The organism is Megasphaera sp. SW808, from assembly GCF_012027795.1.
GTDB classification, from domain to species: Bacteria; Bacillota; Negativicutes; order Veillonellales; family Megasphaeraceae; genus Megasphaera; species Megasphaera stantonii.
The window spans coordinates 1-26,559 of record NZ_SJOT01000017.1; the positions used below are offsets into that span (position 1 = coordinate 1).

Sequence of the window (26,559 nt, forward strand, 5' to 3'; positions counted from 1 at the left end):
CACTAAAAGGCTGATTTACATGCCAAGATGTTTCTGTCAAATATATACCCACAACAACTTGACACTGTCACGCTGTCCGACACACTTGACGGCCCTATGATAACTCGGTATAATAAAATTGAAAAAGGCATTACACCGACAAACGGTTGTAGCCCCTCATAATTAGCAAAAGTAAACCGCCTAAGTTTAAGGGACTAGAGGCGGTTTATCTCTTTTGTAACAAAAGTACCAACACGATAAGAAGTAACAAAAAGATATTCATATCGTTCATGGGCATCACCCCCATTCATTGGAAAATGGATAGGGGCGATACAACCGCCTGCCGTTTCGTGTGTAATGCCTGTGATAATCATACAGGACAACGCAGCGTTATGTCAATGCCATGCATACAGACGAATGCATCGAAAAAGAACGGGACATTTCTATGATACCATAGGAACGTCCCGTTTCTTTTTATATTTCTATATTATATAGCCAATCTTATTTCTGTTTCGTAATGACGTCGCAGTGCATGTACGGACGGAGGACTTCCGGTACGACGACGGAGCCGTCGGCCTGCTGGTAGTTTTCCAGGATGGCGGCGACGGTGCGGCCTACGGCGAGACCGGAGCCGTTGAGGGTATGGACGTATTCCGGTTTGTCCTTTGGCGTGCGGCGGAAACGGATGTTGGCGCGGCGAGCCTGGAAATCTTCCGTGTTGGAGCACGACGAGATTTCGCGGTATTTGCCCTGGGCCGGGAACCATACTTCGACGTCGAAGGTCTTCGCGGCGGAGAAGCCGATGTCGCCGGTGCAGAGGCAGACGACGTGGTACGGCAGGCCGAGAGCTTTCAGAATATCTTCGGCGTTGTGAGTCATCTTGTCCAGTTCTTCATAGCTCGTTTCAGGAGCGGAGAATTTGACCATTTCTACCTTGTGGAACTGGTGCTGACGGATGAGCCCGCGCGTGTCGCGGCCGGCCGAGCCTGCTTCAGCGCGGAAGCACGGCGTCATAGCCGTCAGGTAGATAGGCAGCTTGGAACCGTCGATGATTTCGCCGCGGTAGTAGTTGGTCAGCGGTACTTCAGCCGTCGGAATCATGTACATTTCTTCGCCTTCGACGTTCAGGCGGTACATATCTTCGTAAAATTTCGGCAGCTGGCCCGTGCCGATCATGGTGTCGCGGTTGACGATGTACGGCGGAATGACTTCGGTGTAGCCGTCTTTATAGACGTGCTGGTCGAGCATGAAGTTGTATACGGCCCGTTCGAGGCGCGCGCCGAGGCCGATGTAGTAGTAGAACCGTGCGCCCGTCGCCTTCGCCGCCCGTTCGGAGTCGAGGATGCCGAGGTTTTCGCCTACGTCCCAGTGATTGAGGGGTTCAAAGTCGAATTTCGGCAGTTCGCCCCATTTGCGGACTTCCGGGTTGTCGCTGTCGTCTTCGCCGACGGGAATCGACGGATTGCACATGTTCGGAATCATGAGCTGGATGTCAAGCATGTCCTTTTCTACGGCTTTGACTTCTTTATCGAGGACGTCGATATCGTCGCCGAGCTTCTTCATAGCGGCGATCTGGGCGTCGGCGTTTTCTTTATTCCGTTTCAGCTTGCTGATTTCCTGGGTCACCGTATTGCGTTCGCTCTTCATGGCTTCTACCTTCTGCAGGAGTTCGCGGCGCTTGGCGTCGAGTTCGACGAATTTGTCTACGTCGGCGCTGGCGTGACGCTTGGCAAGGTTGTCTTTGACTTCTTCAACGTGTTCGCGGATAAATTTCGTATCTAACATTGGTATTCTTCCTTTCGTTATGCAAAACAGCGTAAATTTGTACTGTTATATTATACTCGTTACAGCCCTTTTTGTTCAATACCGCTGAACAAATACCCCATGTGATTTGTAGAATTCAGCAGGACGAGACGCCAGCGGCCGTCCTGGCATTCGAGGACGTTGATGCAGGTGTTGTCCTGCTTGATCTGCCAGAAATGGCTCATGTCGAGGCCCAGGACGTCGCAGATAATCGCCTTGTTTACGGCGTCGTGGGCGGCGACGAGGACCGTCTTGCCGTCGTAGACCGCAGCGTATTCGTCGAAGGCGGCACGGACGCGGCGGCGCACGTCTTCCAGGGACTCGCCGCCCGGGCCGGGCATGGTGACCAGATGGGGCTCCGTGTGCCACTGGTGAAATTCCGTCGGGTACTGGGCTTCGATGTCGTCGGCCAGGCGGCCTTCCCAGTCGCCGTGGTTGATTTCCAGGAGCCGGTCGTCCTTCAGCACGTCAATGCCGTGGAGCTCGGCGCAGAAGGCACAGGTCATGTACGACCGTTCCAAGGGGCTGGAAATGGCTGCGTCGATGGGCGTATCCTTCAATCCCTGGGCAACCATATGGCCCTGCTTTAGGCCCCGTTCGCTCAGGTGTGTGTCTTCCTGGCCCTGATAGCGGCCTTCTATATTCCATTGCGTTTCGCCGTGGCGAATCAGTATGATGCGTACCATAGTGTCCTCCTAGTGCTGCACGTCGCAGTGAATGAGCTTCATATCGAGAATGCCGTCGATGGAGCGGAGCTTGAGCATGATGTCGTTGGGAATGTCGTCCTGCACGGCGATGGCCATGATGTTGTTGCCGGCCTGGGTCATGCGGCCGACCTGCATGCCCGTGATGTTGATGCGGGCCTGGCCGAGGATGGTTGAAATCTGGCCGATCATGTTCGGCTGATCGACGTGGGGCGCGAGAAGCAGGTAGCCTTCGGGCGTAAAGTCGACGCGGTATTCGTCGATCTGGACGATTTTCGCTTCGTTTTTATTGAACAGCATGCCGACGACGGAGTGTTCGCCTTTGGTCGTCTTGATGCGCACCGTCACGGCGTCGAGGAAATATCCGTTGTCGTGGGACTTGATTTCCTTGACGGCGATGTGGCGCGTCTTAGCGACTTCCGGCGCGTTGACGAAATTGACCGAATCCTGCAATATGGGGTTCAGGGCTCCCTTGAGGACGGCTGTCGTGAGGAGCCGCGTTTCCGTGTCGGCCAGCTCGCCTGTGTATTCGACCTGGATTTCCTTCATCGGCCCTTCCGTAAGGTAAACGCCGATGATGCCCATCCGTTCCATGAGGTCGAAATAGGGATGGATGACGTTGTACACGTTCATCGGTACGGGAGCCATGTTGACCGCCGTCGGCACGGGCTCGCCGTTGAGGGCGGCCATGACGCCTTCGGCGACGTCGACGGACACGCCGATCTGCGCTTCCACAGTCGATGCGCCCAGATGGGGCGTAATGACGACGTTGTCCAGTCCTTCAAAGGGATTGATGTCCTGTCCCAGCGGTTCTTCCGGGAAGACGTCGACAGCCGCGCCGGCTACGTGGCCGCTCCGCAGGGCCTCTGCCAGGGCGTTGATATCCAGCACAGCGCCGCGCGATACGTTGATCACCCGCACGCCGTCTTTCATCTTGGCGATTTCTTCTGCGCCGATCATGCCCGTCGTTTCCTTCGTCAGAGGCGTATGCATCGTGATGTAGTCGGACGTGCGCAGGAGCGTATCCAAGTCGACGGCTTCGACGCCGAGCTGCTTAAAGCGGTCTTCGGGAATGTACGGGTCGTAGCCGATAGTCTTCATTTCCATGCCCTGCATGCGCTTGGCAATGCCCGAGCCGATGCGGCCGAGGCCGATGATGCCGATGACCTTGTCTTTAAGCTGAATGCCCGTAAACCGTTCCCGGTCCCATTCGCCGGCCATCAGGGAATCGTGAGCCTGGGGGATGTGGCGGGTCATAGCCATGATCATGGCGCAGGTGTGTTCCGTCGCGGCTACCGTATTGGACGTCGGCGCGTTGACGACGATAATTCCCCGTTCCGTCGCCGTCTTGATGTCAATGCTGTCGACGCCGACGCCGGCCCGGCCAATGACCTTCAATTTCGCCGCCGCATCGATGACCTTTTCCGTCACGTGAGTCATAGAGCGGGTAATCAGGCCGTCGTACTCGCCGATGCACTCGATAAGGCCCGCTTCGTCTAAATTCGTTTTGACGTCTACTTCATAGCCGTGCTCCCGCAGCAGCTCTACCCCTTTGATAGAAACGTCGTCGCTGACTAATATTTTCATGTTCGTATCCTCCTGATCATCTACTGTATCGTGCGGGCTTCGCGCCCGCCGTAGGTTAATGGTTCTTTCTGAATTCTTCCATAAATTCGGCCAGGGCCCGGCAGCCTTCTTCGGTCACGGCGTTGTAAATAGACGCCCGGCAGCCGCCGAGGGACCGATGGCCCTTGAGGCCTACGAGGCCCCGTTCCGCCGCCTGGGCGACGAATGCCGCTTCCAGCTCTGCCGTCGGCAGGTTGAACGTCACGTTCATGAGGCTGCGCGAATCGGCAGCCGCGTGGCCCCGATAAAATCCGTCGCTGCCGTCGATAGCCGCGTATACGATACCGGCCTTCTGCACGTTGCGCCGGTACGCTCCTTCCAGGCCGCCGTTGTCTTCCAGCCAGTGCATGACCTTGTTGATAAAATAAATGCCGAAGACCGGCGGCGTATTATACGTCGAGTCGTGATCTACATAGGTCTTGTACTGGAGCACGACCGGCACGTCTTCCTTCGCCTGCGCCAGGAGCGAGTCCTTGATGATGGCTACGACGACGCCGGCCGGGCCGATGTTTTTCTGCGCGCCGGCATAGATGAAATCGAACTTCGACACGTCTACAGGCTGGCTCATGAAATCGCTGGACATGTCGCAGAACAACGGCACGTCGAAGGACGGATAGCCGTGCCATTCCGTGCCGTGAATCGTGTTGTTCGACGTCATGTACACGTAGTCCGTATCGGGCTGGACGACGAAGGTATCGGCCTTGGGAATATAGGAAAACCCGTCGGCCTTGCTGGACGCCACTTCGTAGACATCGCCGAAGAAGGACGCCGCCTTCATGGCCTTATCGGACCACACGCCTGTATTCAGATAGCCGCCGCGGCGCTTGAGAAAATTCATGGCGTGCATAGCAAACTGCAGGCTGCCGCCGCCCTGCATAAAGACGATATGATAGTCGTCCGGCACCTGAAGCAGCCGGCGCATGAGCCCTACCGTTTCGTCCTGCATATCCTGATAGGCCGCGCTGCGGTGGCTGATTTCTACGATGCTCATCCCCGTATGATTAAAATCGAGAAATTCAGCCTGTACCGCTTTCAATACGTCCAGCGGCATCGCCGACGGTCCGGCGTTAAAATTATACACTCGTTTCATACTTCTCATGTCCCCTCGTGCGGAGAGCCGCAGGGAAACTCTCTCGCTTATAATAAAAAAAACTCTCGTCCCTAAAAAGGGACGAGAGTATACTCCCGCGTTGCCACCCAGCTTGCCTTTCGGCCATCTCGTCGCGCTGTATCGGGCGTACCCGTCAAATTCGTCATTTGATGCTCCGGAGCGGAATGCTTTGCTGCCCTGCTGCCTCGCACCGTTCCGGCAGCTCTCTGTAACAGACACGCCAAGCTTTTTTCTCTTTCATCGCGTTTGGTTTCGTAAAATTAGGTCTATTATAAACACAAATGTATTATCTGTCAAGACACAGAAAGGTAAAAATCACGTATAGCGAACTATATGGCTGCCGCGCTATGACGACAGGCTGTGTTCGTATGCCGTTTGCGCAATAAAACATATATTCTGTTTGTCTGCGTCCTATGCTATATTAAACATGTTGCTCTTCTCTATTCCGGCAACGGAAAGGAGGTGCGCCGTGGAAACCACATTACTTTCTTTTTTACTATCTGTTGCGGCAGGTATACTCGCCAATTATATCTGCCAGTGGCTGAACAGATACCGATAAGAGCAATCAGCCCATAGTAAGACACCCCGGAAAGTCGCTACCTTTCCGGGGTGTTCGTGCGCTGTGGCACATTACTTTCTTTTCTACAATTAGTATAACGATAGTTACAGGTTCTGTCAATGAAAACTGCCCGTATATTATTTCACGCCCCGTTGGCTTAGCGTAATGCGGACGGGCTGATTTTCGATGTGATTCTGCATGACGATCATGTCTTGCGTATCGCGGCAGAAGGCCTGGTATGCCGGCGAAGCGACATACGCTTCATAGCCTTCTTCATCGGTAAAGATACCCATCGTATGGATTCGGGCCGGATTGTCCTTTTCAGCCGTCGCATAGAGTCCGACGACGTGCTCATCATCAGCGGCGGCCCGGCGGATTTCCTCGACCAATCGCTGCTCATAGGCTTCCAGGCATTCCGGCTTGACTTGGATCAAATCCATCTGTACGCTCGTCCCCACGCCGCTGTCTTTTTGTTCCAGGGCGATGCCTGTGGCTTCCAAAATCTTCACGCCCTTCAAATAGGGACGACGCGCTTCGTCATAGGCGCGGAAGCCGTCGCTCGCCGCGTGGATGCGGTAGGCGTCGTCGTCTTCATAGAATTCCAATACGCGCATGATATTGGGACTTTTGGCATCTACGGCTCCATACAGGGCGTAGGTGCCATCTTCCTTCGCAACTTCCGGAGCGACGTGCTTCGCCCCTAACTGCTGCAGGACGCCCATCTGCCCGTCAGCCGATTCGACGACGGCCCAGTGAATCAAGGGCATATTCCCGTCCGGCGTCCGCACGCTCGCCCCTTGGACAGATGCAGCGGCAAACAACGTACTCAGCGCGGCGGCAATACAAAGCAATTTTCTTTTCATCGATTTTGCACCTCCACAATCATACTGTTTGATATATACTCTTTTATTTTCCAAAAGGCCGCCTGATGCGGATGGCCTTCGTCGGGCAGGCGGCCATACAAGCGCCGCAGCCGATGCATTCCCTGTCGCCGACAGTGCGGATATCCATCGGGCACGTCTGCACACAGGCGGAGCAATGAATGCACGCCTTGACGTCTACGGTCATTCCCACGGCGGAAAACCGGTTGAACAGGCCGTAAAACGCGCCGAGAGGACAGAGAAAGCGGCAGAACGGGCGGTATATCCACAGCATCGCCACAAGCAGGGCCATGACCCAGAAAAACTTGGCATTCTGCACGGCAATGACTAAATTGTCGACACTGCCCTGAAACAGCGTCGGCAAAAACAGGGCCTCCAGGAAATTCCCCGGGCAAATCCAGGCGCAGAAGGCCGTAATCCCACGTCCTGTCACCAGCCCCGTATACAAGGGAACGGCTAATACAAACAAAGCGGTCATCACGTATTTTACGTAAGACAAATAATAGGTCATTCGGTTCTTTTTCAGCTTTGGAAATGGCACTTTATTCAACAGCTCTTGCAGCCAGCCCATGGGACAGGCCCAGCCGCAAATCATCCGGCCGAATAAGAGGCCAAACAATACCAGCATCCCCCAAAACTGCCAGGCCACGGCAGAAAAGGAACCGCTCAGCGCCTGCTGTGTCACGCCTAAGGGACACCCGGCAATGGTATAGCGGCAATACTGGCAGTTTAAGCCGGGCACACAGGCCTTGTCATAGGGGAAATCGACAGCCCGGCCCGTCAGGGGCGTAAAGGCGTTGGCGTTATATAACACAGCCGCGCAGAGCTGCACGGCATGGCGGCGAATCTGCAGCTTCATCGGTTCCTACCTCCTTGTATGGCATCTAGTCCCAGCGAATCCAACCACGACGCGACGGCTTCTTTGCAATTCCCAGCCTGGGACGCATGAACGGCCAACCCCTTAGCAAGGACGGCGTCCGGCGCGGCAGCCCGAATATCGTCGATGCTGCTGCCCCAGCCGCTCAGGCCGTAAGTCACGAAGGGAACGATGGTCTTCCCCTTCCAATCCGTCCCTTCTAAAAAGGTGAACACTCCCACAGGCGGCGCATTATACCAATTGGGGAATCCTAAAAGGACGACGTCGTAGCGGCTCATATCCGGCATCGGTTCGGCCAAGGACGGCCGGAGCCCTTCGTTGTATTCCGCCTTGGCCTGGCTCTGCATGGCCGGCGCATTCTTCGGATACGCAATGTTCGTCCGTATATGGTACAAATCGCCGCCCGTTTCTTGCTGAATCGCCTTGGCGACGGCCTCCGTATGTCCGCTCTGGGAATAATAGGCAATCAGTATGCGTTCCGGCGCGGCGGCCTGCACGGACTCCGCCGGCTGCGGATAGGACACAAAGGCCCAGCCAATGGTCACGACTAAGACGACGGCAATGAGTATTCCTCCAACTTTCACGGCGCACCTCCTGCGATGAATAAAACAATTTATTATAATTCGACGACGAAGGAAACTAGCCGCAGCCGTCTCCGGCTAAAAAAAGAAGGCGTCTCCTCGTCGAGACACCTTCATTATAAAACGCGGCCCTGGCTGCGTCTAATGCTTATGGCGGATGATAACATATTCATTTCCCGTATATCTTGGCCTATCCGATACGGCGATTGCCGTTCTCCTCGCCTCAGCTCGCACAGCGGCGTTAGAAGCGATAGGCGACGTTTACGGCGGCGCTCAGGTCGCGGCTCGTGCGGGACCAGCCCTGCTCTACGGCCCCGCCGATTTCCCAGCGGTCGGACAGCTCGGCCGAGGCGTAGGCCGACGCTACGACGTGATCCTTGCTATGGTTCATAGACTGTACGCCGAAGCCTATGCCATTTCCCTTGGCATAGGAAAATCCCGTATGCTGGGCGTCGCCGTCGAAGACGCGCCGATAGGCTACGGACAAGCCGTAAGTCTTGCCGTTAGTCTCCCGCTTCATATCGACGCCGAGTTCGCCCGTCAGGTAGTCGTCGCTGAACCCGCCGCTGCGGAGAGCAAAGACGCTGCCGTCTTCGCCGAAGCAGTCCTGCTGATAATGGGCGTAATCCAGGCCGACGTAGGGGCTGACGTGCCAGCCAGCTTCTTTCCCATAGTGCAGGTCGTAGGCGTATGTCGCACCGACGCCGAAGACCGTGCTGTCGTAGTCGCTCGTCACCTTGCTGGATGCGCCGCTGTGGCTGAAGGTGCTGCCTAAATACCGCGTCAGCTCGTTTTCCTGCCGGCCGTAGCTCACGTAGGCCGTCGCCGTGCCGGGGCGGTTCTTCGTGCCGCCGTACAGGCCGACGCTGTAGTTCTTATACGTACCGTCGGTGTCATAGCCGCTCAGGCTGTTGTCACTGTAGGCGACCAGCGCGCCGGCATAGGCGTCGCCGTCGTCGTAGAAATCATAGCCCACGGCGGCGTTCCAGCTGTGCCGTTTCAAGCCGTCGTCCATGCTGCCCCAGCCCTTGCCGGTAATAGCCCATACGGCGTCTTCCCGATCGGTCCGTTCCTGCTGCCGCACGGCCTGGCGGACGTCTCGGTTCTGCATGGCGTCGTAGGCCAGTTCCAGATGCATACTTTCGCTGCGGCTCAGGCCGTCTATCGCCGCGCGGACGTTTCCGCTGTCCAAGGCGTACAGGCGGTACATATCCTTCTGCTCGTCTTTATCCAGCGCGCTGTACAAGCCGTTTACAGCGGCAAAGCGGTCGGCAGCAATGCCGGCGTTGTTGTCAGCCTTCGTCGTCAAGTTGAGGCTGTCGCCGTCTTGTCTCACTTCACTGTCGAGCAAGCCGCTGAACGAACCGTTCAGGCTATCTGCTCCAGTTATTACGCCTACGCCGCCGCTCGTCAAAATCGTGCCCGTTACACCGGGGGCGGCATACTGCCCGGCTTGCAGGGTCATTTGGGAAAGGTCGGCGTCCTGTTGAACGTGGAGACGGGCATACGTCGTACCGTCTGTATTGGCGATAATCCTTCCCTTTCCACTAAACGTCCCTTTTACGTTCAAGGTCTGCGCCGTACCGTCGTCCTTTGTCACAGCGCCCCAGCTCCCAGCGGCGACGGCTCCATTATTATACAAGTTTCCATTAATGGTACCGCTACCGGCAATGGCGCCCGCATCCTCACTGTAGGCATCGCCGGCGACGGAGCCGTCGATCTGCAGGGTTCCGCCGGCGGCTATCGTCGCGCCTTTATAGGTATTTTTACCGGTCAGGGCCAGCGTCCCGTCTCCGGTCTTTTTCAGGCCGCCTTGGAGGCCTAAAAGGCCGTTGTCATCGACATATTTGTTATAGTCTTCTACATAGCGGTCGGCAAAGCTAACTGTGTCGTCTGTGCTGTCTAGGTCAAAGTTCTCCGTATAGTATACCCAGCGGTCATGCAGATCCTTAATATCGCCGTCTGCCCCGTCAAACGCCGTATTTTCGTCGCCCAAGGGATGTTCGGCAATATGTCCGGCCCGTATTTCGCCGATGTCGTTGCTCCATACCGAGTCATAGCCCTGCGTATCGACAGTGTATAAAGCTTGGTCTTTCTGCTCTCCGCCGACGGTATAATCGCCGCTCACATCGTCTTTCGTCAGGCGGCGCACGTTTATCGCCCCTAAGCCGTTCGTCGCCTTGTCGGCGTCGACGACGCCCTGGCCGAACAAGACGTCCATAGGCACGTCGGTATAGATATTAAGTTTTAGGGTTCCCTCATCGACGAGTTTCCGAATATAGTCGGCAAACTCCTGCCCGTTACTACAATCATAGGTATACCCATAAACATCCTTCATGTGCCAATCAAACTCATCTTTAAGCAATACCTTTAGACTCCCATCATCACTCTGATACTCTTGGTTATAGGCCTTACGAATTAAAGCATACGCTGCCTCCTGTTTTTGCGTTTCGCCTTCTGCGCCGTCGACAAGATATACGGAAAGGCCTTCTAACGAAGACCGGTTTGGTCCAAAGGACAGGGTGACAAACCCATTGTCTGAGTCTGACAGCTTAATGTTTTTATTGGCCGTACTCAGCAGGACGTCGCCGATTTGCTTGCCGCTCAAATAGGGATAGGCCTGCTGCACCAAGGCGCCGACGCCGGTCGCCATCGGGGTGGCAAAGGACGTCCCGTCTCTATAGATCGTCTCCCCTATCTCCAAGGCATCTGGTCCATATATTGTTGTACCGAAAGCGCTCAGGGAATAGTCTTCCGCATACGCAGACAGATTGGTAAACAGCGAAAGGGCGCCGACAGAAGCAAGTATAGAGCCGTCGTCTTGTTCCGCCAAATAGAAATGGCTCGCCGACGTGACGTTTACGATGTGATTCCGCAAGGCCTCGTCGCTGCCGGCATGAACTTGCAGGGAATCGCTTATTACCTGGCCGTCGTTCCCAGCGCTAAAAACAAGGAGTTTGTCCTGCCGCGCCGCTTCTGCCGCCTCGCCGTACCATACGCGCTCATCATTCCGTATCCTATCATAAAGAAACTCGTACTCTGCATCTTCTGTAAACTTGCTGCTGATAAAACCGCTCCAGGAATTATTGATAATTTTTATATTTTCATCGTCCAAAAATCCCGTATACCAATGATCGTTCGTAAAATTGCCGTACGCCGCAAAGGCAAGTCCGGCGTCGAAAGCTACGCCGTGCATGCCGAAATCGTTTTTATCGGCCATGATGATTCCCGACACCATCGTCCCATGTATTCGTAGATCCATATCACCGGGCAGTGCTTCATCGTCTGTCGGCTGCACGATCTGGACGGCCTGATCGATAAAATCGGGAATGTAAGGATTGATATTGTCATCTAAGACGCCGACGGTAACGCCCTTGCCCGTATAGCCCTTGGCGTACGTATCGGACAGGTTCATAAAATCATAGGGGCTTTGAACCCACCACCTTCCGTTCACGCCGTAATACTCGTCGGTTACAAATTCATTAGCCTCTGCAGGAAGTACGCCGGCAGGCATCGCCCAGCCCAACGCCAGCGTGGCTATCAGTGTTAATGTGGTTTGTGGTTTGTGGTTTGTGGTTTTTATTCATCGGTATACCTCGCTTTGATTTGTACCTTTTGCAGGGGTGAGCTTCCCGTCATAGCGCCAGGGTACGTTCTTTTTATAGTATATCATACGATTCTGATTTCTTCCTATAGGCTGCCGACGAGATGTATCTTCTTCGTATCCCATCGGATGGCAAGGGGACATCCCGCCAACGGCAGAACCCTTGTGTTGTCCTTCCTGCATGAAGCCGCATAGACGAGTTCCCATCCCGGTACGTTATTTTAAAATGCTGAAACGATGTTTGCGTCTATATGCTATACGAAGACGCTTTCGTTACAGCGCACCGTAAACTGACTCAGAGTCCTCATAGTACAGCCCATACGCGACGTCATTACCAGGAGCCGCATCGTTCCGCCTGTTCCCATAGAAAAAGCAGGCCGTCTCCGACAGACAGCCTGCTTGCAGTATTGTCGTTATCCTATTAATTGCACTTGCTCCAGCCGCAGTTTTTGCAGGTGTTGCAGCCCCCTTCAAAGACTAAGGGTTCGCCGCACTGAGGGCAGAAGATGCTTTCGGCCGTGACTTTTTTATCGGCCTTCGGTTTGACCGGCGCTTTTTTGACCGGCACGTCGCCCTGGGTCACGGCGGCGGACTGGCGCAGGTCCTCCTGCACTTCGTCGTACATGTCGAGAAGGGCGTTGCCGACGGCCATGGGGCAGCAGGAGCCCTTGCTCGTATCGCCCCGCGTAGCCCGGCGGACCGAGTAGGACGGGCAGTTCCCCGTCGAGTTGAGCTGGTCGATGATGGTGTAGATGTCGATGCCGGCGCGGGCGCTGATGGAAATCATGCGGGACAGGCCAATCATGAAGTTGTTGCAGCCGCCTGTCGAGCCCTTGCTCAGGTACGTTTCCAAGAGGGCTCCCGTTTCGGGATCGAAGAAGGCCAGGCAGTGCAGGCTGCCGCAACCCGTGACGAGCTTGCGTTTTTTGCCGATGACGTTGTCGTCGATGCTGACGATTTCGCCCCGTTCGAGGCCTGCGCCGGCGATGGGGGCGGCCTTCTTGTCGACGTGGGTCGTCAGGATGCCGGCCCGCTTGCAGCCGTCGCGGAACAAGGTCAGGCCCTTGCAGCCTTTTTCATAGGCCAGGAGGTAGAGGTTTTCCGTGTCTTCGACGGTGAAGCTGTTGGGCACGTTGACCGTCGAGCTGATGGAGGCGTCGATGTGCCGCTGCCATATGGCCTGCATGGCGACGCGCTGGTGGTAGTCCAGGGTCAGGGCAGTGACGAAGTATTCCGGCAGCTGGGAGTCGTCTTTAATGTTGTGAGCCTTCATGTACCGTTCGACGATAGGCGTGTAGACCTTATAGTAGACGTCCGTGCCGTGGAGGGACTCGGTTTTCCGTTCGTAGAAGTTGGCGTAAATGGGCTCGATGCCGCCGGAAATGCCCAGCATAGTCGACAGGGTGCCCGTCGGGGCGATAGTCAGGAGCTGGGAATTGCGCAGGCCCTTTTCCTTGACCAGGGCCGCCGTCTTTTTCGTCGTGTTGGCCTTAAAGAAGGGCGTTTCCATGATTTCGTCGATGTGGCACATGTCGAAGGCTCCCCGTTCGCCGGCCAGGTTCGCCGAGGCGGCGATGGCTGTATCGGTCATGGCGAAGCCGATTTCATCGCACAGGGCGACAGCTTCGTCGCTGCCATAGGTGATGCCCAGCTTAATGAGCATGTCGCCGAGGCCCATGATGCCCAGGCCGATCTGCCGCCACTGGCGCACGCTGTCCTGCTGTTCCTGCAGCGGATGGAGGGGCAGGCCTTCGTCGAGGACGTCGTTCAGGGCCCGCACGGCGATGGTCACGCAGCGGCGGAATTCGTTGAAATCAAAGAGGGACTTGTCCGAAAAGGGATCGCGGACGAAGTTCGCCAGGTTCAGGCTGCCCAAGAGACACGAGCCGCCGGCCGGCAAAGGTTCTTCGGCGCAAGGATTGACGCCGGCAAATTTAAATTCCTTCGTATTGGCCAGGAGATTCCACTGGCAGATGCGGTCCCAAAACAGGGCGCCCGGCTCGGCGTAGTCCCAGTTCGTTTCGGCAACGAGTCGGAAGATGTCGGCGGCGTTGACCATGCTTTCGATGACCTGGCCCGTTTCCTTCCGCGTGTAGTGCAGGCGGAACTGCTGGCGGGCCTTGACGGCTTCCATGAATTCGTCGCTTAGGCGAATGGAAATATTGGCCTTCGTCACCTTATTCAAATCGGTTTTCAGCTTGATGAATTCCAGGACGTCGGGATGGGCGCAGTCGATGGAAATCATGAGGGCGCCGCGGCGGCCGTTCTGGCCGATGAGCTCCGTCACGAGGGAATAGAGGGTCATAAAGGATATGGAACCGCTCGTCTCCTTCGCCGCGTTGTTGATGCGCGCGCCTTTGGGGCTGAGGCCGGAAATGTCGATGCCGCAGCCGCCGCCGTAGCTGTACGTGCGGGCCAGCTTTCCGGCGCGGTCGAAGATGCTTTCGATATTGTCTTCCGGCGGCGTCATGACGTAGCAGTTCGACAAGGTAATTTTCTTGCCTTCGTATTCCAATCCGCGGTTGGCCAAAATGCGGCCGCCGAAGAGGAATTTCTGCTCCTTCAGCAGCTGCGCCACGTCTTCGTCATGGCCGCTGACGCGGTCAATCCACTGCTCAAAGGTTTCGCCGTTGTTGCAGTACTTGTTTTTCCAAATATCCATGCCCAGCTGATTCTGTTCGCCCAGCCATTCCTGCTCGTTCATGAAACACCCTCCTATGCATTCTCATATATTATATATGGTATTGTATTATTATTACTTATACTGTATATAGTATTTGCAATGATTCCGTTTCCTATTATAGCAGTCTTGTACGGTCTTCGCAAGGAGATTCTTACTTGCCCAGAGGCCGTTCATAGGTCCCGGCGGAGGTATATCATGTCGACGAGGCGCACGCCACCTTCATAGATAGGATGGTCGTAGTGGTCTATGAAAAAATTTCTGACCCGGTGTGATTTTACAAATCCGCAGGCCTCATAAAAGGGTATCGTCAAGGGGCTGTCGTCGGTGCCGACCTGCAGCGTATGAAAGGCGCCCCGATAGCGCCGCCGGATATATTCGACGAAGGCTCGCCCGTATCCGCAGCGCTGCCACGGCCGGGCGACGGCCAGATTTTTAATCTCCAGCACGCCCTCTCCCTCGTCGGTCACGACGCAGACGGCGCGGACGCCGCCGTCTTCCATGACGTACAGGCGTCCGCGCTCCAAATAGGCGTCGATAGCCGACTCCTGCTCGTCTGCTATCAGCAGCAGGGGCAGGTATTTCTTTTTGTTATCCATTATTTCTTTGTATTCTATCATGCTGTGGTTTCCGCGACCTTTCGTTACTGCGTGTCCAAGAGAAATTCCGTGACGAGCTGCCGGTATTCCCTTCGGTTTGTAGAAATGCCGACGGCGTGGGGTGAGCCTTCGAAGACATGGACGTATTTCTCTGCACTGGCACAGTTTTCATAGAGGCTCCAGACCGTCTTTACCGGCACGAGGCGGTCCTCCTGCCCGTGGAGGAACAAGACGGGACAGCGTATCGACCGTACGGCGTGGGCCGGCTCGATGTCTGATAAAAACTTGCCCGTGTGATACCACATGGCCCCTTGGAAAAAGGGCATGAGAATGTCGTATTCCCAGACGAGGCGGTCGTCTTTTGCCGCCGCCATGAGCTTTTCCCGTCCCAGGGACACGATGTTGCCGTACGAGCTGTCAGCGACGACGAAGGCCGCGTCCCGTCCGGCGTCGCTGCCGGCGTACAAGAGCGCCATAGCCGCGCCCAGGGATACGCCGTGGAGGCCAACGGTCATCGATGCATCTTTTTCCTTCAGCCACTGTACCCATCGGCCAATGTCGTCGGCTTCCTGGACACCCCATTTGGTCTGGCCGCCGCTTTCGCCGTGGCCGCGCTGGTCTGCGAGCAGAACGTTGTAGCCCAGGCTGCGGTACATGCCGACGTAGGGCAGGCACATGGCCCGATTGTGATACAGGCCGTGCAGCAGGATTACCGTATGATGGGAGCCGCCCTGGTCTTCAATATATGTCCCCCGCAAGGGAACGCCGTCACGGCCCGTCGTCTCCGCTTCCTGCCAGTCGAACCGTTCCTCGCCGGCGGCGATTCGCTCTACGTCGCAGGACATGTTTTCAATGCCGAATATGACGTCCCACGGCGCAGAAGCAAAGCGCTCGAAGGCCAGATTGCCGATATACAGTCCCGCGCCGAAGGCCAGCACGGCAGCCAGGCAGACCAGCGTGCAGAGACATTTGAATAAACGCCGTATCATAGTCTCCCGTCCTTACAGCTTGCGGTCCCGTCCGCCTTCGACCTTTTCCTGCATCTCGTCTATGGCCGTGCCGCCTTCCGCTTCGACGGCAGCAATGACGGCGCCTTCGACAAAGGGGCAGTCGAGAAGGACAACGCGCTTGTCGTCCAGGGCTTCGACGACCATCTCGGCCGTCATGACGGCGCTGCCCATGTCCATGATGACGACGACGCCGTCTTCCGAATATACCGACTCGACGGCGGCGCAAATTTTTTCAAAGCTCGTGCCGAGGCTCCCGTCTTCCATGCCGCCGGCCGCGGCGACAGGAGCCGCCGGTGCCATCATCTTCGCCAGCTCGGCCGCGCCTTCCGCCGCCTTTTGGCTGTGCGATACCAATACGATGCCTACCATGTTTTTTTCCTCCTTCACAGGTAAGGCCGGCAATACAGCCGGCCCGTTTCTCTATCCTTATTCGTCTATGTGCTCGGCCATGGTTTGCAGCATGTACCACGACGACGTCGCTCCCGGGTCCTGATGGCCCAGGCTGCGCTCGCCGAGGTAGCTGGCCCGGCCTTTAGTGGCGATGATCGTCTTCGTATAGGCCACGCCCTGTTCGGCGGCCGCCGCGCCGTCCTGCAGGGCTTCTTTCAACGATTTGCCGTTTTCTACGGCCGCCTTGACCGCCCGCAGAGCCGGGCATAAGGCGTCGAGCATGGTCTTTTCGCCTTCCGTCGCCTTGCCGCGCATCTTGATGCCTTCGACGGCCGCTTCCATGGCCGCGGCGAAGGCCGGACCGTCCAGCTCGGTCATCCCCTTGCAGGCCATGCCGGCCTTCATGAACGCCGTGCCGTACAGGGGACCCGACGCGCCGCCGACAGTCGATACGAGCTGCATGCCCACGCCTTTAAGAAGGGTGCCGATGTCCGAATTGGCCCAGGTCGGCAGCTTTTGTTCCACGGCGGCAAAGCCGCGGGCCAGGTTGATGCCGTGGTCGCCGTCGCCGATTTCATTATCGAGCTGCGTCAGGAACTCTTTATTTTCTTCTATGGTTTTCGCAATGGCCGCTATGACTTCGGCTAATTTCTGCGTATTCAATCGCCCGTCCCCCCTTATTTCTTCCAAGCCAGCGTGTCGGCTTTGGCGTCGTAGAGCTTCTTCATTTCTTCGTCCAGCCGCAGCAGCGTCAGGGAGAATCCGGCCATTTCGATAGACGTCATGTAGTTGCCGACCATCGTGTCGTAGACGCGGACGCCCTTTTCCTTCAAGTAATCCTGCACAAAGTTGTTGACGATATACAGCTCCATGAGAGGCGTGCCGCCCATGCCGTTGACCAGGACGACGACGTCGCTGCCTGTATAATCTAAATCGGCGAGGATGCTGTCGAGAAGCATCTTGGCGATGGAATCAGCCGTGCCCAGGGCTTCGCGGTGCGTGCCCGGCTCGCCGTGGATGCCGATGCCGATTTCCATTTCCGTATCGGACAGCTCAAAGCCCGGCTTGCCCGCTGCCGGCACCGTGCAGGGCTCGATAGCCATGCCCATGGAGCGGACGTTGGCGATGACCTTTTCCGCCGCGGCCTTGACTTCTTCCAGGCTCGCGCCTTCGGCGGCCTTAGCCCCGGCGATTTTGTGCACGAAAATCGTGCCGGCTACGCCGCGCCGTCCCGTCGTGTATAGGCTGTCCTTGACGGCTACGTCGTCGTTGACGACGACATAATCGGCCTTGATTCCTTCGTCGGCAGCCATTTCAATAGCCATTTCAAAATTCATGACGTCGCCGGTATAGTTTTTGACGATGCACAGTACGCCTTTATCCGTCGCGACGGCCTTGATGCCTTCCAGCACCTGATCCGGCGTTGGCGACGTAAAGACCGTGCCGGCTACGGCGCAGTCCAGCATGCCTTCGCCGACGTAGCCGCCGTGGGCCGGTTCGTGGCCGCTGCCGCCGCCGCTGACCAGGGCGACCTTGTCTTCTTGCTTCGGCTCCCGCACGACAATCGTCCCGTAGTCGAGCTTGCGCAGCTTCTGCGGCGCCGCCTTGACCAATCCCAGGATCATTTCCTCTTCTACGTTTGCCACGTCGTTTATGATTTTTTTCATCGCGTCTTCCTCCCCTTTTCCATAAAAAATAAATGATGCCTGTCATTTGACTTTAGTATAGCAACATTTCAGAGAAATCACAATATATGCCTTCATCCCTGCGGTTGCTTCCGCCCTGCGCCGTAATAGTCCAAGTTCATGGCGATAAACCGCTTCATATTGTCCTGAAAGTCGACGGGCTCGACGGCGATGCCGGCCCGCTCCAAGGCCTGCCGCAGCAGGGGATTGTCGCAGCACATGCTGCATATGCCGACGGCGTGGAAATATACGGCCAGGATGCATTCGCAGGCCTCTTTCGTTTCGATTCCCAAATTTTGCGACAGTACGTCGGCCAGCTGTCCGGCCTTGTCAAAATACAGGGCTTTGAATTCTGCCAGCCTGTTGACGGATACATTGGTCTCGATAATGGATGACAAAATATCGCCGTAGCGCAGGTAGTCCCGATGAGCCGACAGGATACCGGCCCATACCTCGGCGTATACGCCCACGGCGTAACCGCATCCCCGCGGAAAGGCTGCCAGCAGGGCGTCCATATAGGCGCTCATCTTTTCGCCGCACAAGACCAGGAAAATGTCTTCCTTGCTGGTCACGTATTTATACAAATTAGCCCGGGTCCACGACAGCTCGGCGGCGATGGTCGTCAGCGTGATTTCATGATAGGGCTTGGCGGAAAACAGCCGATCGGCAGCCCGTTTCACTTCTTCCATGCGCGCTTCCTTCTGTTCGGCGCTCCGCGCCCTGACAAATTCCGACATATAGCCCTCCTCGTACGCAATCCTTCATGATATAACTCCATTATAGCCCATGAAGCTATACATTGACAAGAATCATCGCGTATGCTATTATTTTATTAAGTTACGTTATGTTATTTATTCATCAATTACTATACAGTGCGTTTTTACAGGAGGAATCTATGAAAAAGAATATCGGCGCCTTTCCCGCCTTGTATCCGACGCCCCTTACCCTGGTCGGCGCTATGGTCGATGGCAAGCCGAGCTGGATGACCGTCGCCCACGTCGGCATCATCGGTCACGACCGCATCCTCATCAGCTGCGCGAAGATTCACTATACCAACAAAGGTATCCGCCGGCACGGCGTCGTCTCGGTCAGCCTCGTCGACGAAGCCATGCTGCCTAAAGCTGACTGCGCCGGCAGCGTCAGCGGCCACCGGGACGACAAATCGAGGCTGTTCGAGTGGACGGCCGGCGAAACGGGCGCGCCGATACCGACGGAATCGCCCCTGGTCATGGAATGCCGCGTCGTTGACAATTACGAAACGGAAACGTTTGATAATTTCATTTTGGAAATCAAGGCCGTATGGGCCGAAGAAGGCGTCCTGACAGCCGACGGCAAGCCGGACTACGAAAAAATCGCACCGATCCTATTTGAATTTCCGACGTACACCTATCTCCGCACGGGCAAGCGCCTCGGAAAATGCCTGTCCTTCGCCGGAACGAAAAGGTAAGATTCTATATATATTTCATGACAAGGAGGATTTTATGATGAACAAACCCTTAGTAGCGTATTTTTCTGCCAGCGGCACGACGGCCAAGGCCGCGGCCGTATTAGCCCAGGCAGCCAAAGCTGATATCTATGAAATCGTACCGGAAACGCCGTACACCCCGGCCGACTTGGACTGGACCGACCGCAGCAGCCGCACGACAAAAGAAAAGAACGACCCGTCCTTCCGACCGGCCATAGGCGGCAAATCCATCGATGTCAGCTCTTACGACACCATTTACCTCGGCTTCCCTATCTGGTGGTACACGGCCCCGTCAATCATCAAGACCTTTTTGGAAAGCCACGATTTTTCCGGCAAGACGATCGTACTCTTCGCTACGTCCGGCGGCAGCGGCCTCGGCAGCACAGCCAAAGACCTGCAGCCGTCCTGTCCCGGTGCGACGATTAAATCGGGCAAGCTCCTCAACGGCCGCCAAACCGTCGAAAGCGCGACGAAATGGCTGAACAGCTTTAAATAATAGAATATCCCTACATATAAAACACACGAGTCCGATGGCCCTGCCCTAAAGGTGCCATCGGACTCGTGTGTTTTTACATAGTAACGAATAGGATGTCGTACTGCCGCCTTTCCGTCTGCGTATCTCAAAAACGCCTGCATATCCGGGCCCAGCGGTTTGCCATTGGTTTCTCAAAAAACGACTCCTATCTTACGACATAAGGCGTCCACTCTCACAGACGCCTTATACAGATTATAACAAATGATTCTTTTTCCCTAATTCCATGATATATTCTACCGAGGTTTGCGCACACTCTGCAATACTTTCTACGGAAAATCCCTTCCGCAGCATAGCCAATATCATCATGGTTTCTTTCTTTTTCTCGCCCGTTTTTTCACCTTCGGCAAAGCTCGCCAGCTCGCGCCGTTTGGTTTCCATTGCGTACGTCATATATTCTCGCCTCGTTTCCTTATGTTCCTTCACCCTCATGACTTCATCTTCTACGGCTTTCATAAATCTCCCCTCCGCCGCCTTTCCGTCTACGTATCTCAAAAACGCCCGTATGTCCGCCAACATCTCACTGTCGTCTTCGCAAAATCGAGAGCCTATCTTGCGAAATAAGACACCTGCTCCCGCAGATGCCTTAGTCAGACTACAATAAACAATTCTTTTTCCCTAATTCCGTAACATAGTCTGCCGATACACGCGCGCACTCAGCAACCTTACCGTCGACGTAACGCAAGAACGCTCGTATATCCGGGTCCAGAGCTTTGTCGTCGCCTTTACAGTTTAAAAATAGTTTTGTTCCTTCGTCTCCCAGTTCTATAGCTTCCTTTTCGATGCAGTGATTCCGAAAGGTATAGACGGGCAGGCCGTCGCCAAAAGCGTCGAAGGTGCAAATGAAGATAATGTACGACGGATTTAAGCAGTCGTAATCTTCGCCTGTCTCTAATATTTCCATATCAATCATGGCCTGATAATATCGCGTCCGCTTGGTCAGGCCACCGTTCGGTTCGTTTTCGCACGGCATTTCAATATCGAATACTCGTCCCGTATCATCTTTAACATATACGTCAAGACGGACGCTCTTGCTGTCCAATCGGATATCTATCGTTTTTTCCACATCTGGATAGGTAATGTCGGCGATTTTGATGTTTAAAATTTTTTCGATTAAATATTGACACAATCGTTTATTTCTCATTACTTTTCTTACTTGTAGTATATCAAACATCCGTACGTTTCGACAATATACCGGGCTATAACAAAACGGAAATGAAGGCTCCGCTGCATCTCGTATGATATAATACAGATAGATATTATAAAGGAGCTGAGGTCATGGAAATCCGCGTACTTCGATATTTTCTTACAGTAGTGCAGGAAGGCAGCATCACCCAGGCGGCAAAGGCCCTGCACGTCACGCAGCCGACCTTGTCGCGGCAGCTCATGGAGCTGGAAGGGGAATTGGGGCAGCAGCTGTTTATCCGCGGCAGCCGCCGCATCAGCCTGACCGAAGAAGGACTTCTCCTGCGCCAGCGGGCCGAAGAAATCCTCAGCCTCATCGACAAGACGACGACGGAGTTTTCCGCTATGGACGACGCCTCAATCCGCGGCGAAGTGCGCATCGGCTGCGGCGAAGGCGAGCCCATTCGCTTTATCGCCCGCACGCTGACGGCGATGCGGCGTTCCTATCCTTTCATCCAAACCCATTTCTACAGCGGCAACGCGCCCGACGTGCTGGACAAGCTGGATAAGGGCCTGACGGATTTCGCCGTCGTCTTCGGCCCCCTTGATTTGACTCCCTATCACTACCTGCGCCTGCCCGGAGCGCATCACTGGGGGCTGCTCATGCCCAAAGGCTGCCCCCTCAGCCAAAAAGACACTATCAGCCCTGCCGATCTCTTGTCTTTACCCCTCATTTGCTCAGCCCAGGCATTGGAACAAAATGAATTTGCCGGCTGGCTCGGCGTGCCCGTCGAGCAGCTTCATATCGTCGCCATATACAACCTCTTTTACAACGCATCCCTGCTGGTTCAGGAAGGGCTGGGCTATGCCACCTCCTTCGACAATCTCGCCCCAACCGGGCCGGACAGCCCGCTGTGCCATCGCCTCTTCCATCCGCCCCTCCAGGCGATCCCGTACTTGCTTTGGAAAAAATCGCACCGCTTTTCCAAAGCCAGCCGCATCTTTCTGGAGCATATCCGCAAAGATTTAACGGCCATCTCATTAGACACGTAATATCAAACAGCAGCAAATCCTCCCTATGTCCTATCATCAGGACACAGGGAGGATTCTTTATATTATCAGAAAAATTATGGCTTTGTGTCCGGGACGACGACGTAGCCGCCGTCCTTATCCTTGCGGACTTTGCCGATTTGCGGGAAGTGCATGCCTGCAATCAGGCGATCTGTCCGGCTCAGTTCTGACAAAACGCGTTCCCGCGTCTGCGCAGCCAATGCGGGATCAACGTCGTAAACGCTGCAATATTCGGTATGGCGCATCTGAATGGGCGCAACGTGAATCATATCGCCGACAATAGTCAGCCCCTTATTGCCGGACGTAACGTCATAGCACGTATGGCCCATAGTGTGGCCGTTGGCGTTGCGGGCCGTAATCCCCGGCAGGATTTCTTCGTCATAGTCAAATAAGGCAATACGGCCTTCATAAGCCTTTGCCACCTTTCGTGCCAGAACAATGTATTCCGCTTCCCTGTCGGCGCCTTGGACAATCCAGCGGTTATATTCCTTCGCGGCAATATGGAGCACAGCGTTGGGATAAACGGCCTTACCGCCGTGAAGCAGGCCGGAAATATGGTCTACGTCCATATGGGTGAGCAAAATATCTGTTACGTCGTCCGCAGATACGCCGTATTTCGCCAAGTAGTCCACTGTCCTGCCGTCTACGCCGCTTTCCGTGCCCCAGCCGCCGTCGACAAGGACCCGTCTATCTCCCGTTTGAATCAAATAGGTACGGGTAATCGTATGGAATTGCCCCTTCGGCATGAGGGCCATGCGGTCCGGGTACTGAGATAGGTCGGGAAAAATACTGCTTTCTAAAGTCAATGGGCTTTCATCAAAGGCATAGACAGTAATATCATTCAAGACGACTTCCTGGGCCGGCCCAAGGTCGGCATACTGCTGTACGACGGCCGCCGGCTTTGCCGGAACCGTCTGTGGAGCCGCCAGCACGGACGGCATCATCATCGCGGCTATGGCCGCAGCGAACACGGCTTTCGACAGAGTACGCCGCGTAATAAAATGCAAATTCATATCTATTCCTCCTTATAAAATATCATGAAACCTGAGCTATCGTTTCCTCTTTGCCAGAGCGGTGAAAAGCAAGCGACCGCAGCCGCAGGAACACGACGCTGACGGCGGCAAAGGCCGCGCCGCCCAGGAGAACCGCCGCCGTCCCCCACTGGGCAATGCACCAGCCGCAGAGGGCCGACGCGGCCATGGTACCGGCATTGGCTGACGTGAGGAAGATGCCGCTGGCAAATTCCTTTGCTTCCGGCGCAGTCTGGGTGAGGATGTACTGCTGCGTGCTGGCGTTGACGCCGCCGACGAATCCCCAGGCCACGACGAGGACGGCCATGACAGCCGCCGTCGCGCCGCCCAGCCATACCAAGGCGTACAGCGCCAGCAGAACCCAGGGAAAAGCCTGCACGGTCAGCCCCTCGTTCCAGCGGATAAGCCGCCCCGACAGGAAGCTGCCTGCGCTGTTGGATAGGCCGTAAACGAATAAAAACAGGCTCACAGCACCGCCGGACAAGGCCGTCACGACTCCCAAGTATTCGGCCAAATAGGTAAACACGCCGAATAAGGCGCCGTTCATGAAGACGATGGCAAAAATCGACATCCACACGGCAGGACGGCGCAGGATGCCGATTTGCTCGCCGTAAGTCCGTTTCGGGCCGGCCGGCATGGACGGAATACAAAACAACGTCGCTGCAAAAGCCGCCGCTGTGACAGCCGTGAAGAAGGCGAAGGCCGCCTGCAGCGATACGGCGTCGGCCAGGAAGTTGCTGACCGGTACGCCGAGAACCATGCCGGCAGCGACGCCGACCATGACCTTGCCGACGGCATCGGGGGCGTATTTCGGCGGCACCGCTTCCGCCGCCGCCGAAAAAGCCAGGGCGCAGTACACGGGATGGAAAAAGGCAGGAATAACCCGGGCCGCCAAGAGGACGGCAAAACTGTCCGTCACGGCCGATATGACGTTGCCGGCGATAAAGACGGCCAGCACGAAGAGCATCGCCTTTTTCCGCTCAAACCGCGACATGAGCAGTGGCATGACCGGCCCCGACACGGCGACGATGAGGGCAAACAAGCTGACCAACGCCCCCGCTTCGGAAATAGACACGCTGAAATACGCCGATACATACGGCAGAAGGCCGATAACCCCCATTTCCGTATTTAAAATGCCGAACACGCCGACGGCTAAAATAAAGATAAACAACCGATGTCCTTTCATCATGGCCTCCTATGGGCGGAACAGACGGCGGCGCCGCCGCGTCCGCTATGGACTGCCGCAGCGCCTGCCGTTTTCCTTAGTTCTTTAAATATTGATTGAAAAACTGGGTCAGCTTGCCAAAGGGAATGACGTCGGTCCTGTCGTACAAATCGACATGGCCCGCATTGGGAACGATGTACAGCTCCTTCGGTTCGCTCGCCAAACGATAGGCGTCTTCGCTGAATTCACGCGAATGGGCGTTGGCTCCGGCGATGAACAGCATGGGCCGCGGCGAAATCAAATCCAAGTCGTTGAAGGGATAGAAATTCATGAACTTCACGTTTGTCATCAGCGTCGGGTGGGTCGTGTGAGCCGGATCTTCGCCGGGCGTCGTATACGAGCCGCGGGACGTGCGGTAGTAATCGTAGAATTCGCGCTGAATCGGGTCCGTATCCTCCGTCAGCTCGTGGGTCGTGCCGCTCGTATATTGTCGTTCGCCGCCTCCAAATTCGACATAGCGCTGCTGGGCTGCCTGGGCGATGATCGCCTTGCGCTGTTCCAGCGATACGGAATGATGGAGGCCGTGGCGGTTGGCATCGCCCATATTGTACATGCTGACCGTTGCGATAGCCTTGAGGCGCGGGTCGATTTTCGCCGCGCTGATGGCGAAGCTGCCACTGCCGCAGATGCCGATGACACCCATGTTGTCCCGGTCTACGAAATCGCGGGTGCCGAGGTAGTCGGCGGCGGCGCTGAAGGCTTCGGCATAGGTATCGGGATTGACGCTGTTGCGCGGCATCCCTTCGCTTTCACCCCAGTAGGGCAGGTCGATAGCCAATGTCACATAGCCCTGTTCAGCCATTTTCTGGGCGTACAGGCTGGCGCTCTGCTCCTTCACGGCTCCCATAGGATGGCCGACGATAATGGCCGGCAGCTTCTGTCCGGCTTTCAGCGTCTTAGGAACGAAGAGATTTCCGGCGACCTTCATATCGTATATATCGGTAAACGTCACGGTTTTGCCGTCCACCTTGTCGCTGACGTAGAAATTATCGGCTCCGCGGGACATATCGCCGGGCGGCAGGGTCACATCGGCTATCAAACGCGGCGCGTGTTCCGCTATATCGGCCGCGGCGGCCAGCCCGCCGAATCCTAAAACGGATAGGCCTAACAAGGCCATGATAATATAGTTTCTGCTTCGTCCTTTCATAGGAATACCTCCTCCGATGTTCTGCTTCAAAAGTCCTTCTCTTGATAGCTCAAGTATATACTACAGGATGAGCAATAACAAATACTTAGAAAAAATGCCAATCCATGTTTTAAAAGCATGGATTGGCATATAAAAAAAACGGCAGCTCCCCTATAGAGCAGCTGCCGCCGCGCCATTACCGCAGGTATTTTGCGTACAGCATATACACGATAAAGGCGACGAGAGGGACGACGACGATTCCTACTAATTGACCTACCATAGTATCACTTCCTTAGAACGTACACGGTAAGGAGGCTGCGAAGCGTCCTATATCTCTTGTTATATATAGTATATCAGATTTGTTCCCGCAGGACGACCTGTTCCTGCCCGTCGACTTCGCGCAGCTGGACGGAAATATCTTCGCGCCGCGACGTGGGCACGTTTTTCCCTACGTAATCGGCGCGGATAGGCAGCTCGCGGTGGCCCCTGTCGACGAGGACGGCCAGCTCGATGTAGCGAGGCCGGCCCAGCTCCATGATGGCGTTCAGGGCTGAGCGAACCGTCCGTCCCGTAAAGAGGACGTCGTCTACTAAAATGACCGTCTTGCCGTCGGCGTCGAAGCGCGTCTGCCCCTTGGCAACCATGTTGATGGACGTCTTTTTGGTGTCGTCGCGATAGGCGGAAATATCCAGGTCGTAGACCGGCACAGCCAGGCCTTCAATAGCCGACAGTTCCGCTGCCAGCCGTTTAGCCAGCGGTACGCCCCGGGTATGGATGCCGACGAGAACCGTATTATCCAGCCCTTTGTTCCGTTCGATGATTTCGTGGGCAATGCGGCGAATCGCCCGGCCCATGGCTTTCTCATCCATGAGCAGATTTTTTTCTTTCCACATCG

General features: G+C 55.7%; 24 protein-coding genes. 3 read left to right on the forward strand and 21 right to left on the reverse strand.

Features of this window, described 5'->3' with window-relative positions; translation table 11 throughout:
• Positions 1-480: 480 nt before the first annotated feature.
• From serS to E0L13_RS07365, 15 genes are all read right to left on the reverse strand, one after another.
• Positions 481-1,764, reverse strand: coding sequence for a serine--tRNA ligase (gene serS / locus E0L13_RS07295; protein ID WP_168061397.1), 1,284 nt, complete (start codon positions 1,762-1,764; stop codon positions 481-483).
• Positions 1,765-1,823: 59 nt separating this feature from the next.
• Positions 1,824-2,468 (reverse strand): histidine phosphatase family protein, encoded by a 645-nt coding sequence (locus E0L13_RS07300; protein WP_168061399.1) that lies wholly within the window; start codon positions 2,466-2,468, stop codon positions 1,824-1,826.
• A 9-nt stretch (positions 2,469-2,477) separates the two neighbouring features.
• Positions 2,478-4,073 carry a phosphoglycerate dehydrogenase gene (gene serA / locus E0L13_RS07305; protein ID WP_168061401.1) on the reverse strand — a complete coding sequence of 532 codons (1,596 nt, stop codon included), beginning with the start codon at positions 4,071-4,073 and terminating at the stop codon, positions 2,478-2,480.
• Between the two features lie 55 nt (positions 4,074-4,128).
• Positions 4,129-5,202 carry a 3-phosphoserine/phosphohydroxythreonine transaminase gene (gene serC, locus E0L13_RS07310; protein WP_168061403.1) on the reverse strand — a complete coding sequence of 358 codons (1,074 nt, stop codon included), beginning with the start codon at positions 5,200-5,202 and terminating at the stop codon, positions 4,129-4,131.
• A 717-nt stretch (positions 5,203-5,919) separates the two neighbouring features.
• The gene (locus E0L13_RS07315) at positions 5,920-6,645 is read right to left on the reverse strand and encodes an antibiotic biosynthesis monooxygenase (RefSeq protein WP_168061405.1); all 726 of its coding nucleotides are present in this window, start codon (positions 6,643-6,645) and stop codon (positions 5,920-5,922) included.
• Positions 6,646-6,688: 43 nt separating this feature from the next.
• Positions 6,689-7,522, reverse strand: a complete 834-nt coding sequence (locus E0L13_RS07320; RefSeq protein ID WP_168061407.1) for a 4Fe-4S binding protein — start codon at positions 7,520-7,522, stop codon at positions 6,689-6,691.
• Positions 7,519-8,124: a flavodoxin gene (locus E0L13_RS07325; RefSeq protein WP_168061409.1), complete on the reverse strand. Its 606-nt coding sequence runs from the start codon at positions 8,122-8,124 to the stop codon at positions 7,519-7,521. Before E0L13_RS07325 ends, E0L13_RS07320 begins: the two co-directional genes overlap by 4 nt.
• A 238-nt stretch (positions 8,125-8,362) precedes the next feature.
• A complete protein-coding gene (locus E0L13_RS07330; RefSeq protein WP_168061411.1) occupies positions 8,363-11,575 on the reverse strand; it encodes a S8 family serine peptidase in 3,213 nt (1,070 codons plus the stop codon).
• Positions 11,576-12,146: 571 nt separating this feature from the next.
• Positions 12,147-14,429 carry an adenosylcobalamin-dependent ribonucleoside-diphosphate reductase gene (locus tag E0L13_RS07335; RefSeq protein WP_168061413.1) on the reverse strand — a complete coding sequence of 761 codons (2,283 nt, stop codon included), beginning with the start codon at positions 14,427-14,429 and terminating at the stop codon, positions 12,147-12,149.
• Positions 14,430-14,578: 149 nt separating this feature from the next.
• Complete coding sequence (locus E0L13_RS07340; RefSeq protein WP_168061415.1) at positions 14,579-15,025, reverse strand: GNAT family N-acetyltransferase; 447 nt, start codon at positions 15,023-15,025, stop codon at positions 14,579-14,581.
• A 23-nt stretch (positions 15,026-15,048) separates the two neighbouring features.
• A complete protein-coding gene (locus tag E0L13_RS07345) occupies positions 15,049-15,993 on the reverse strand; it encodes an alpha/beta hydrolase (protein ID WP_168061417.1) in 945 nt (314 codons plus the stop codon).
• Positions 15,994-16,005: 12 nt separating this feature from the next.
• Positions 16,006-16,383, reverse strand: coding sequence for a dihydroxyacetone kinase phosphoryl donor subunit DhaM (dhaM, locus tag E0L13_RS07350; protein WP_107195379.1), 378 nt, complete (start codon positions 16,381-16,383; stop codon positions 16,006-16,008).
• A 57-nt stretch (positions 16,384-16,440) separates the two neighbouring features.
• The gene (dhaL, locus tag E0L13_RS07355) at positions 16,441-17,067 is read right to left on the reverse strand and encodes a dihydroxyacetone kinase subunit DhaL (protein ID WP_168061420.1); all 627 of its coding nucleotides are present in this window, start codon (positions 17,065-17,067) and stop codon (positions 16,441-16,443) included.
• A gap of 14 nt (positions 17,068-17,081) precedes the next feature.
• Positions 17,082-18,071: a dihydroxyacetone kinase subunit DhaK gene (dhaK, locus tag E0L13_RS07360; RefSeq protein ID WP_095630241.1), complete on the reverse strand. Its 990-nt coding sequence runs from the start codon at positions 18,069-18,071 to the stop codon at positions 17,082-17,084.
• Positions 18,072-18,163: 92 nt separating this feature from the next.
• Positions 18,164-18,826 carry a TetR family transcriptional regulator gene (locus E0L13_RS07365; protein WP_168061422.1) on the reverse strand — a complete coding sequence of 221 codons (663 nt, stop codon included), beginning with the start codon at positions 18,824-18,826 and terminating at the stop codon, positions 18,164-18,166.
• A 158-nt stretch (positions 18,827-18,984) separates the two neighbouring features.
• On the opposite strand from E0L13_RS07365, the gene E0L13_RS07370 reads away from it, so the two are divergent.
• Together E0L13_RS07370 and E0L13_RS07375 are read left to right on the forward strand one after the other, a co-directional pair.
• Complete coding sequence (locus E0L13_RS07370) at positions 18,985-19,536, forward strand: flavin reductase family protein (protein WP_168061424.1); 552 nt, start codon at positions 18,985-18,987, stop codon at positions 19,534-19,536.
• Positions 19,537-19,570: 34 nt separating this feature from the next.
• Positions 19,571-20,050, forward strand: a complete 480-nt coding sequence (locus tag E0L13_RS07375) for a flavodoxin (protein ID WP_240924688.1) — start codon at positions 19,571-19,573, stop codon at positions 20,048-20,050.
• 231 nt (positions 20,051-20,281) lie between these two features.
• On the opposite strand, the gene E0L13_RS07380 is transcribed toward E0L13_RS07375, so the two are convergent.
• Together E0L13_RS07380 and E0L13_RS07385 are read right to left on the reverse strand one after the other, a co-directional pair.
• On the reverse strand, positions 20,282-20,542 hold the full coding sequence (locus E0L13_RS07380) for a hypothetical protein (protein ID WP_087478388.1): 261 nt from the start codon (positions 20,540-20,542) through the stop codon (positions 20,282-20,284).
• A gap of 139 nt (positions 20,543-20,681) precedes the next feature.
• A complete protein-coding gene (locus E0L13_RS07385) occupies positions 20,682-21,260 on the reverse strand; it encodes an Rpn family recombination-promoting nuclease/putative transposase (RefSeq protein WP_168061426.1) in 579 nt (192 codons plus the stop codon).
• A 104-nt stretch (positions 21,261-21,364) separates the two neighbouring features.
• Here E0L13_RS07385 and E0L13_RS07390 point away from each other — a divergent pair, with 104 nt between their 5' ends.
• Positions 21,365-22,264: a LysR family transcriptional regulator gene (locus E0L13_RS07390; RefSeq protein WP_168061428.1), complete on the forward strand. Its 900-nt coding sequence runs from the start codon at positions 21,365-21,367 to the stop codon at positions 22,262-22,264.
• Between the two features lie 74 nt (positions 22,265-22,338).
• Here E0L13_RS07390 and E0L13_RS07395 read toward each other — a convergent pair whose 3' ends face one another.
• The 4 genes from E0L13_RS07395 to pyrR all read right to left on the reverse strand — a co-directional run bounded on the left by E0L13_RS07395 (position 22,339) and on the right by pyrR (position 26,557).
• On the reverse strand, positions 22,339-23,295 hold the full coding sequence (locus tag E0L13_RS07395) for an MBL fold metallo-hydrolase (RefSeq protein ID WP_168061430.1): 957 nt from the start codon (positions 23,293-23,295) through the stop codon (positions 22,339-22,341).
• A 22-nt stretch (positions 23,296-23,317) separates the two neighbouring features.
• Complete coding sequence (locus tag E0L13_RS07400; protein WP_168061432.1) at positions 23,318-24,502, reverse strand: MFS transporter; 1,185 nt, start codon at positions 24,500-24,502, stop codon at positions 23,318-23,320.
• Positions 24,503-24,575: 73 nt separating this feature from the next.
• Positions 24,576-25,685, reverse strand: a complete 1,110-nt coding sequence (locus E0L13_RS07405) for an alpha/beta hydrolase (protein ID WP_206081575.1) — start codon at positions 25,683-25,685, stop codon at positions 24,576-24,578.
• Positions 25,686-26,017: 332 nt separating this feature from the next.
• Positions 26,018-26,557 (reverse strand): bifunctional pyr operon transcriptional regulator/uracil phosphoribosyltransferase PyrR, encoded by a 540-nt coding sequence (pyrR, locus tag E0L13_RS07410; protein ID WP_168061434.1) that lies wholly within the window; start codon positions 26,555-26,557, stop codon positions 26,018-26,020.
• Positions 26,558-26,559: the final 2 nt, after the last annotated feature.

What these genes read in the sequence shown, in the direction of transcription:
- serS (WP_168061397.1), bottom strand. Translation starts at nt 1,764, where the DNA reads ATGTTAGATACGAAATTTATCCGCGAACACGTTGAAGAAGTCAAAGAC.
- serA (WP_168061401.1), bottom strand. Translation starts at nt 4,073, where the DNA reads ATGAAAATATTAGTCAGCGACGACGTTTCTATCAAAGGGGTAGAGCTG.
- E0L13_RS07385 (WP_168061426.1), bottom strand. Translation starts at nt 21,260, where the DNA reads ATGTTTGATATACTACAAGTAAGAAAAGTAATGAGAAATAAACGATTG.
- E0L13_RS07340 (WP_168061415.1), bottom strand. Translation starts at nt 15,025, where the DNA reads ATGATAGAATACAAAGAAATAATGGATAACAAAAAGAAATACCTGCCC.
- E0L13_RS07380 (WP_087478388.1), bottom strand. Translation starts at nt 20,542, where the DNA reads ATGAAAGCCGTAGAAGATGAAGTCATGAGGGTGAAGGAACATAAGGAA.
- E0L13_RS07370 (WP_168061424.1), top strand. Translation starts at nt 18,985, where the DNA reads ATGAAAAAGAATATCGGCGCCTTTCCCGCCTTGTATCCGACGCCCCTT.
- E0L13_RS07365 (WP_168061422.1), bottom strand. Translation starts at nt 18,826, where the DNA reads ATGTCGGAATTTGTCAGGGCGCGGAGCGCCGAACAGAAGGAAGCGCGC.
- E0L13_RS07320 (WP_168061407.1), bottom strand. Translation starts at nt 7,522, where the DNA reads ATGAAGCTGCAGATTCGCCGCCATGCCGTGCAGCTCTGCGCGGCTGTG.
- E0L13_RS07400 (WP_168061432.1), bottom strand. Translation starts at nt 24,502, where the DNA reads ATGATGAAAGGACATCGGTTGTTTATCTTTATTTTAGCCGTCGGCGTG.
- E0L13_RS07300 (WP_168061399.1), bottom strand. Translation starts at nt 2,468, where the DNA reads ATGGTACGCATCATACTGATTCGCCACGGCGAAACGCAATGGAATATA.
- E0L13_RS07405 (WP_206081575.1), bottom strand. Translation starts at nt 25,685, where the DNA reads ATGAAAGGACGAAGCAGAAACTATATTATCATGGCCTTGTTAGGCCTA.
- E0L13_RS07345 (WP_168061417.1), bottom strand. Translation starts at nt 15,993, where the DNA reads ATGATACGGCGTTTATTCAAATGTCTCTGCACGCTGGTCTGCCTGGCT.
- E0L13_RS07375 (WP_240924688.1), top strand. Translation starts at nt 19,571, where the DNA reads ATGATGAACAAACCCTTAGTAGCGTATTTTTCTGCCAGCGGCACGACG.
- dhaK (WP_095630241.1), bottom strand. Translation starts at nt 18,071, where the DNA reads ATGAAAAAAATCATAAACGACGTGGCAAACGTAGAAGAGGAAATGATC.
- E0L13_RS07315 (WP_168061405.1), bottom strand. Translation starts at nt 6,645, where the DNA reads ATGAAAAGAAAATTGCTTTGTATTGCCGCCGCGCTGAGTACGTTGTTT.
- pyrR (WP_168061434.1), bottom strand. Translation starts at nt 26,557, where the DNA reads ATGTGGAAAGAAAAAAATCTGCTCATGGATGAGAAAGCCATGGGCCGG.
- serC (WP_168061403.1), bottom strand. Translation starts at nt 5,202, where the DNA reads ATGAAACGAGTGTATAATTTTAACGCCGGACCGTCGGCGATGCCGCTG.
- dhaM (WP_107195379.1), bottom strand. Translation starts at nt 16,383, where the DNA reads ATGGTAGGCATCGTATTGGTATCGCACAGCCAAAAGGCGGCGGAAGGC.
- E0L13_RS07395 (WP_168061430.1), bottom strand. Translation starts at nt 23,295, where the DNA reads ATGAATTTGCATTTTATTACGCGGCGTACTCTGTCGAAAGCCGTGTTC.
- E0L13_RS07335 (WP_168061413.1), bottom strand. Translation starts at nt 14,429, where the DNA reads ATGAACGAGCAGGAATGGCTGGGCGAACAGAATCAGCTGGGCATGGAT.
- E0L13_RS07390 (WP_168061428.1), top strand. Translation starts at nt 21,365, where the DNA reads ATGGAAATCCGCGTACTTCGATATTTTCTTACAGTAGTGCAGGAAGGC.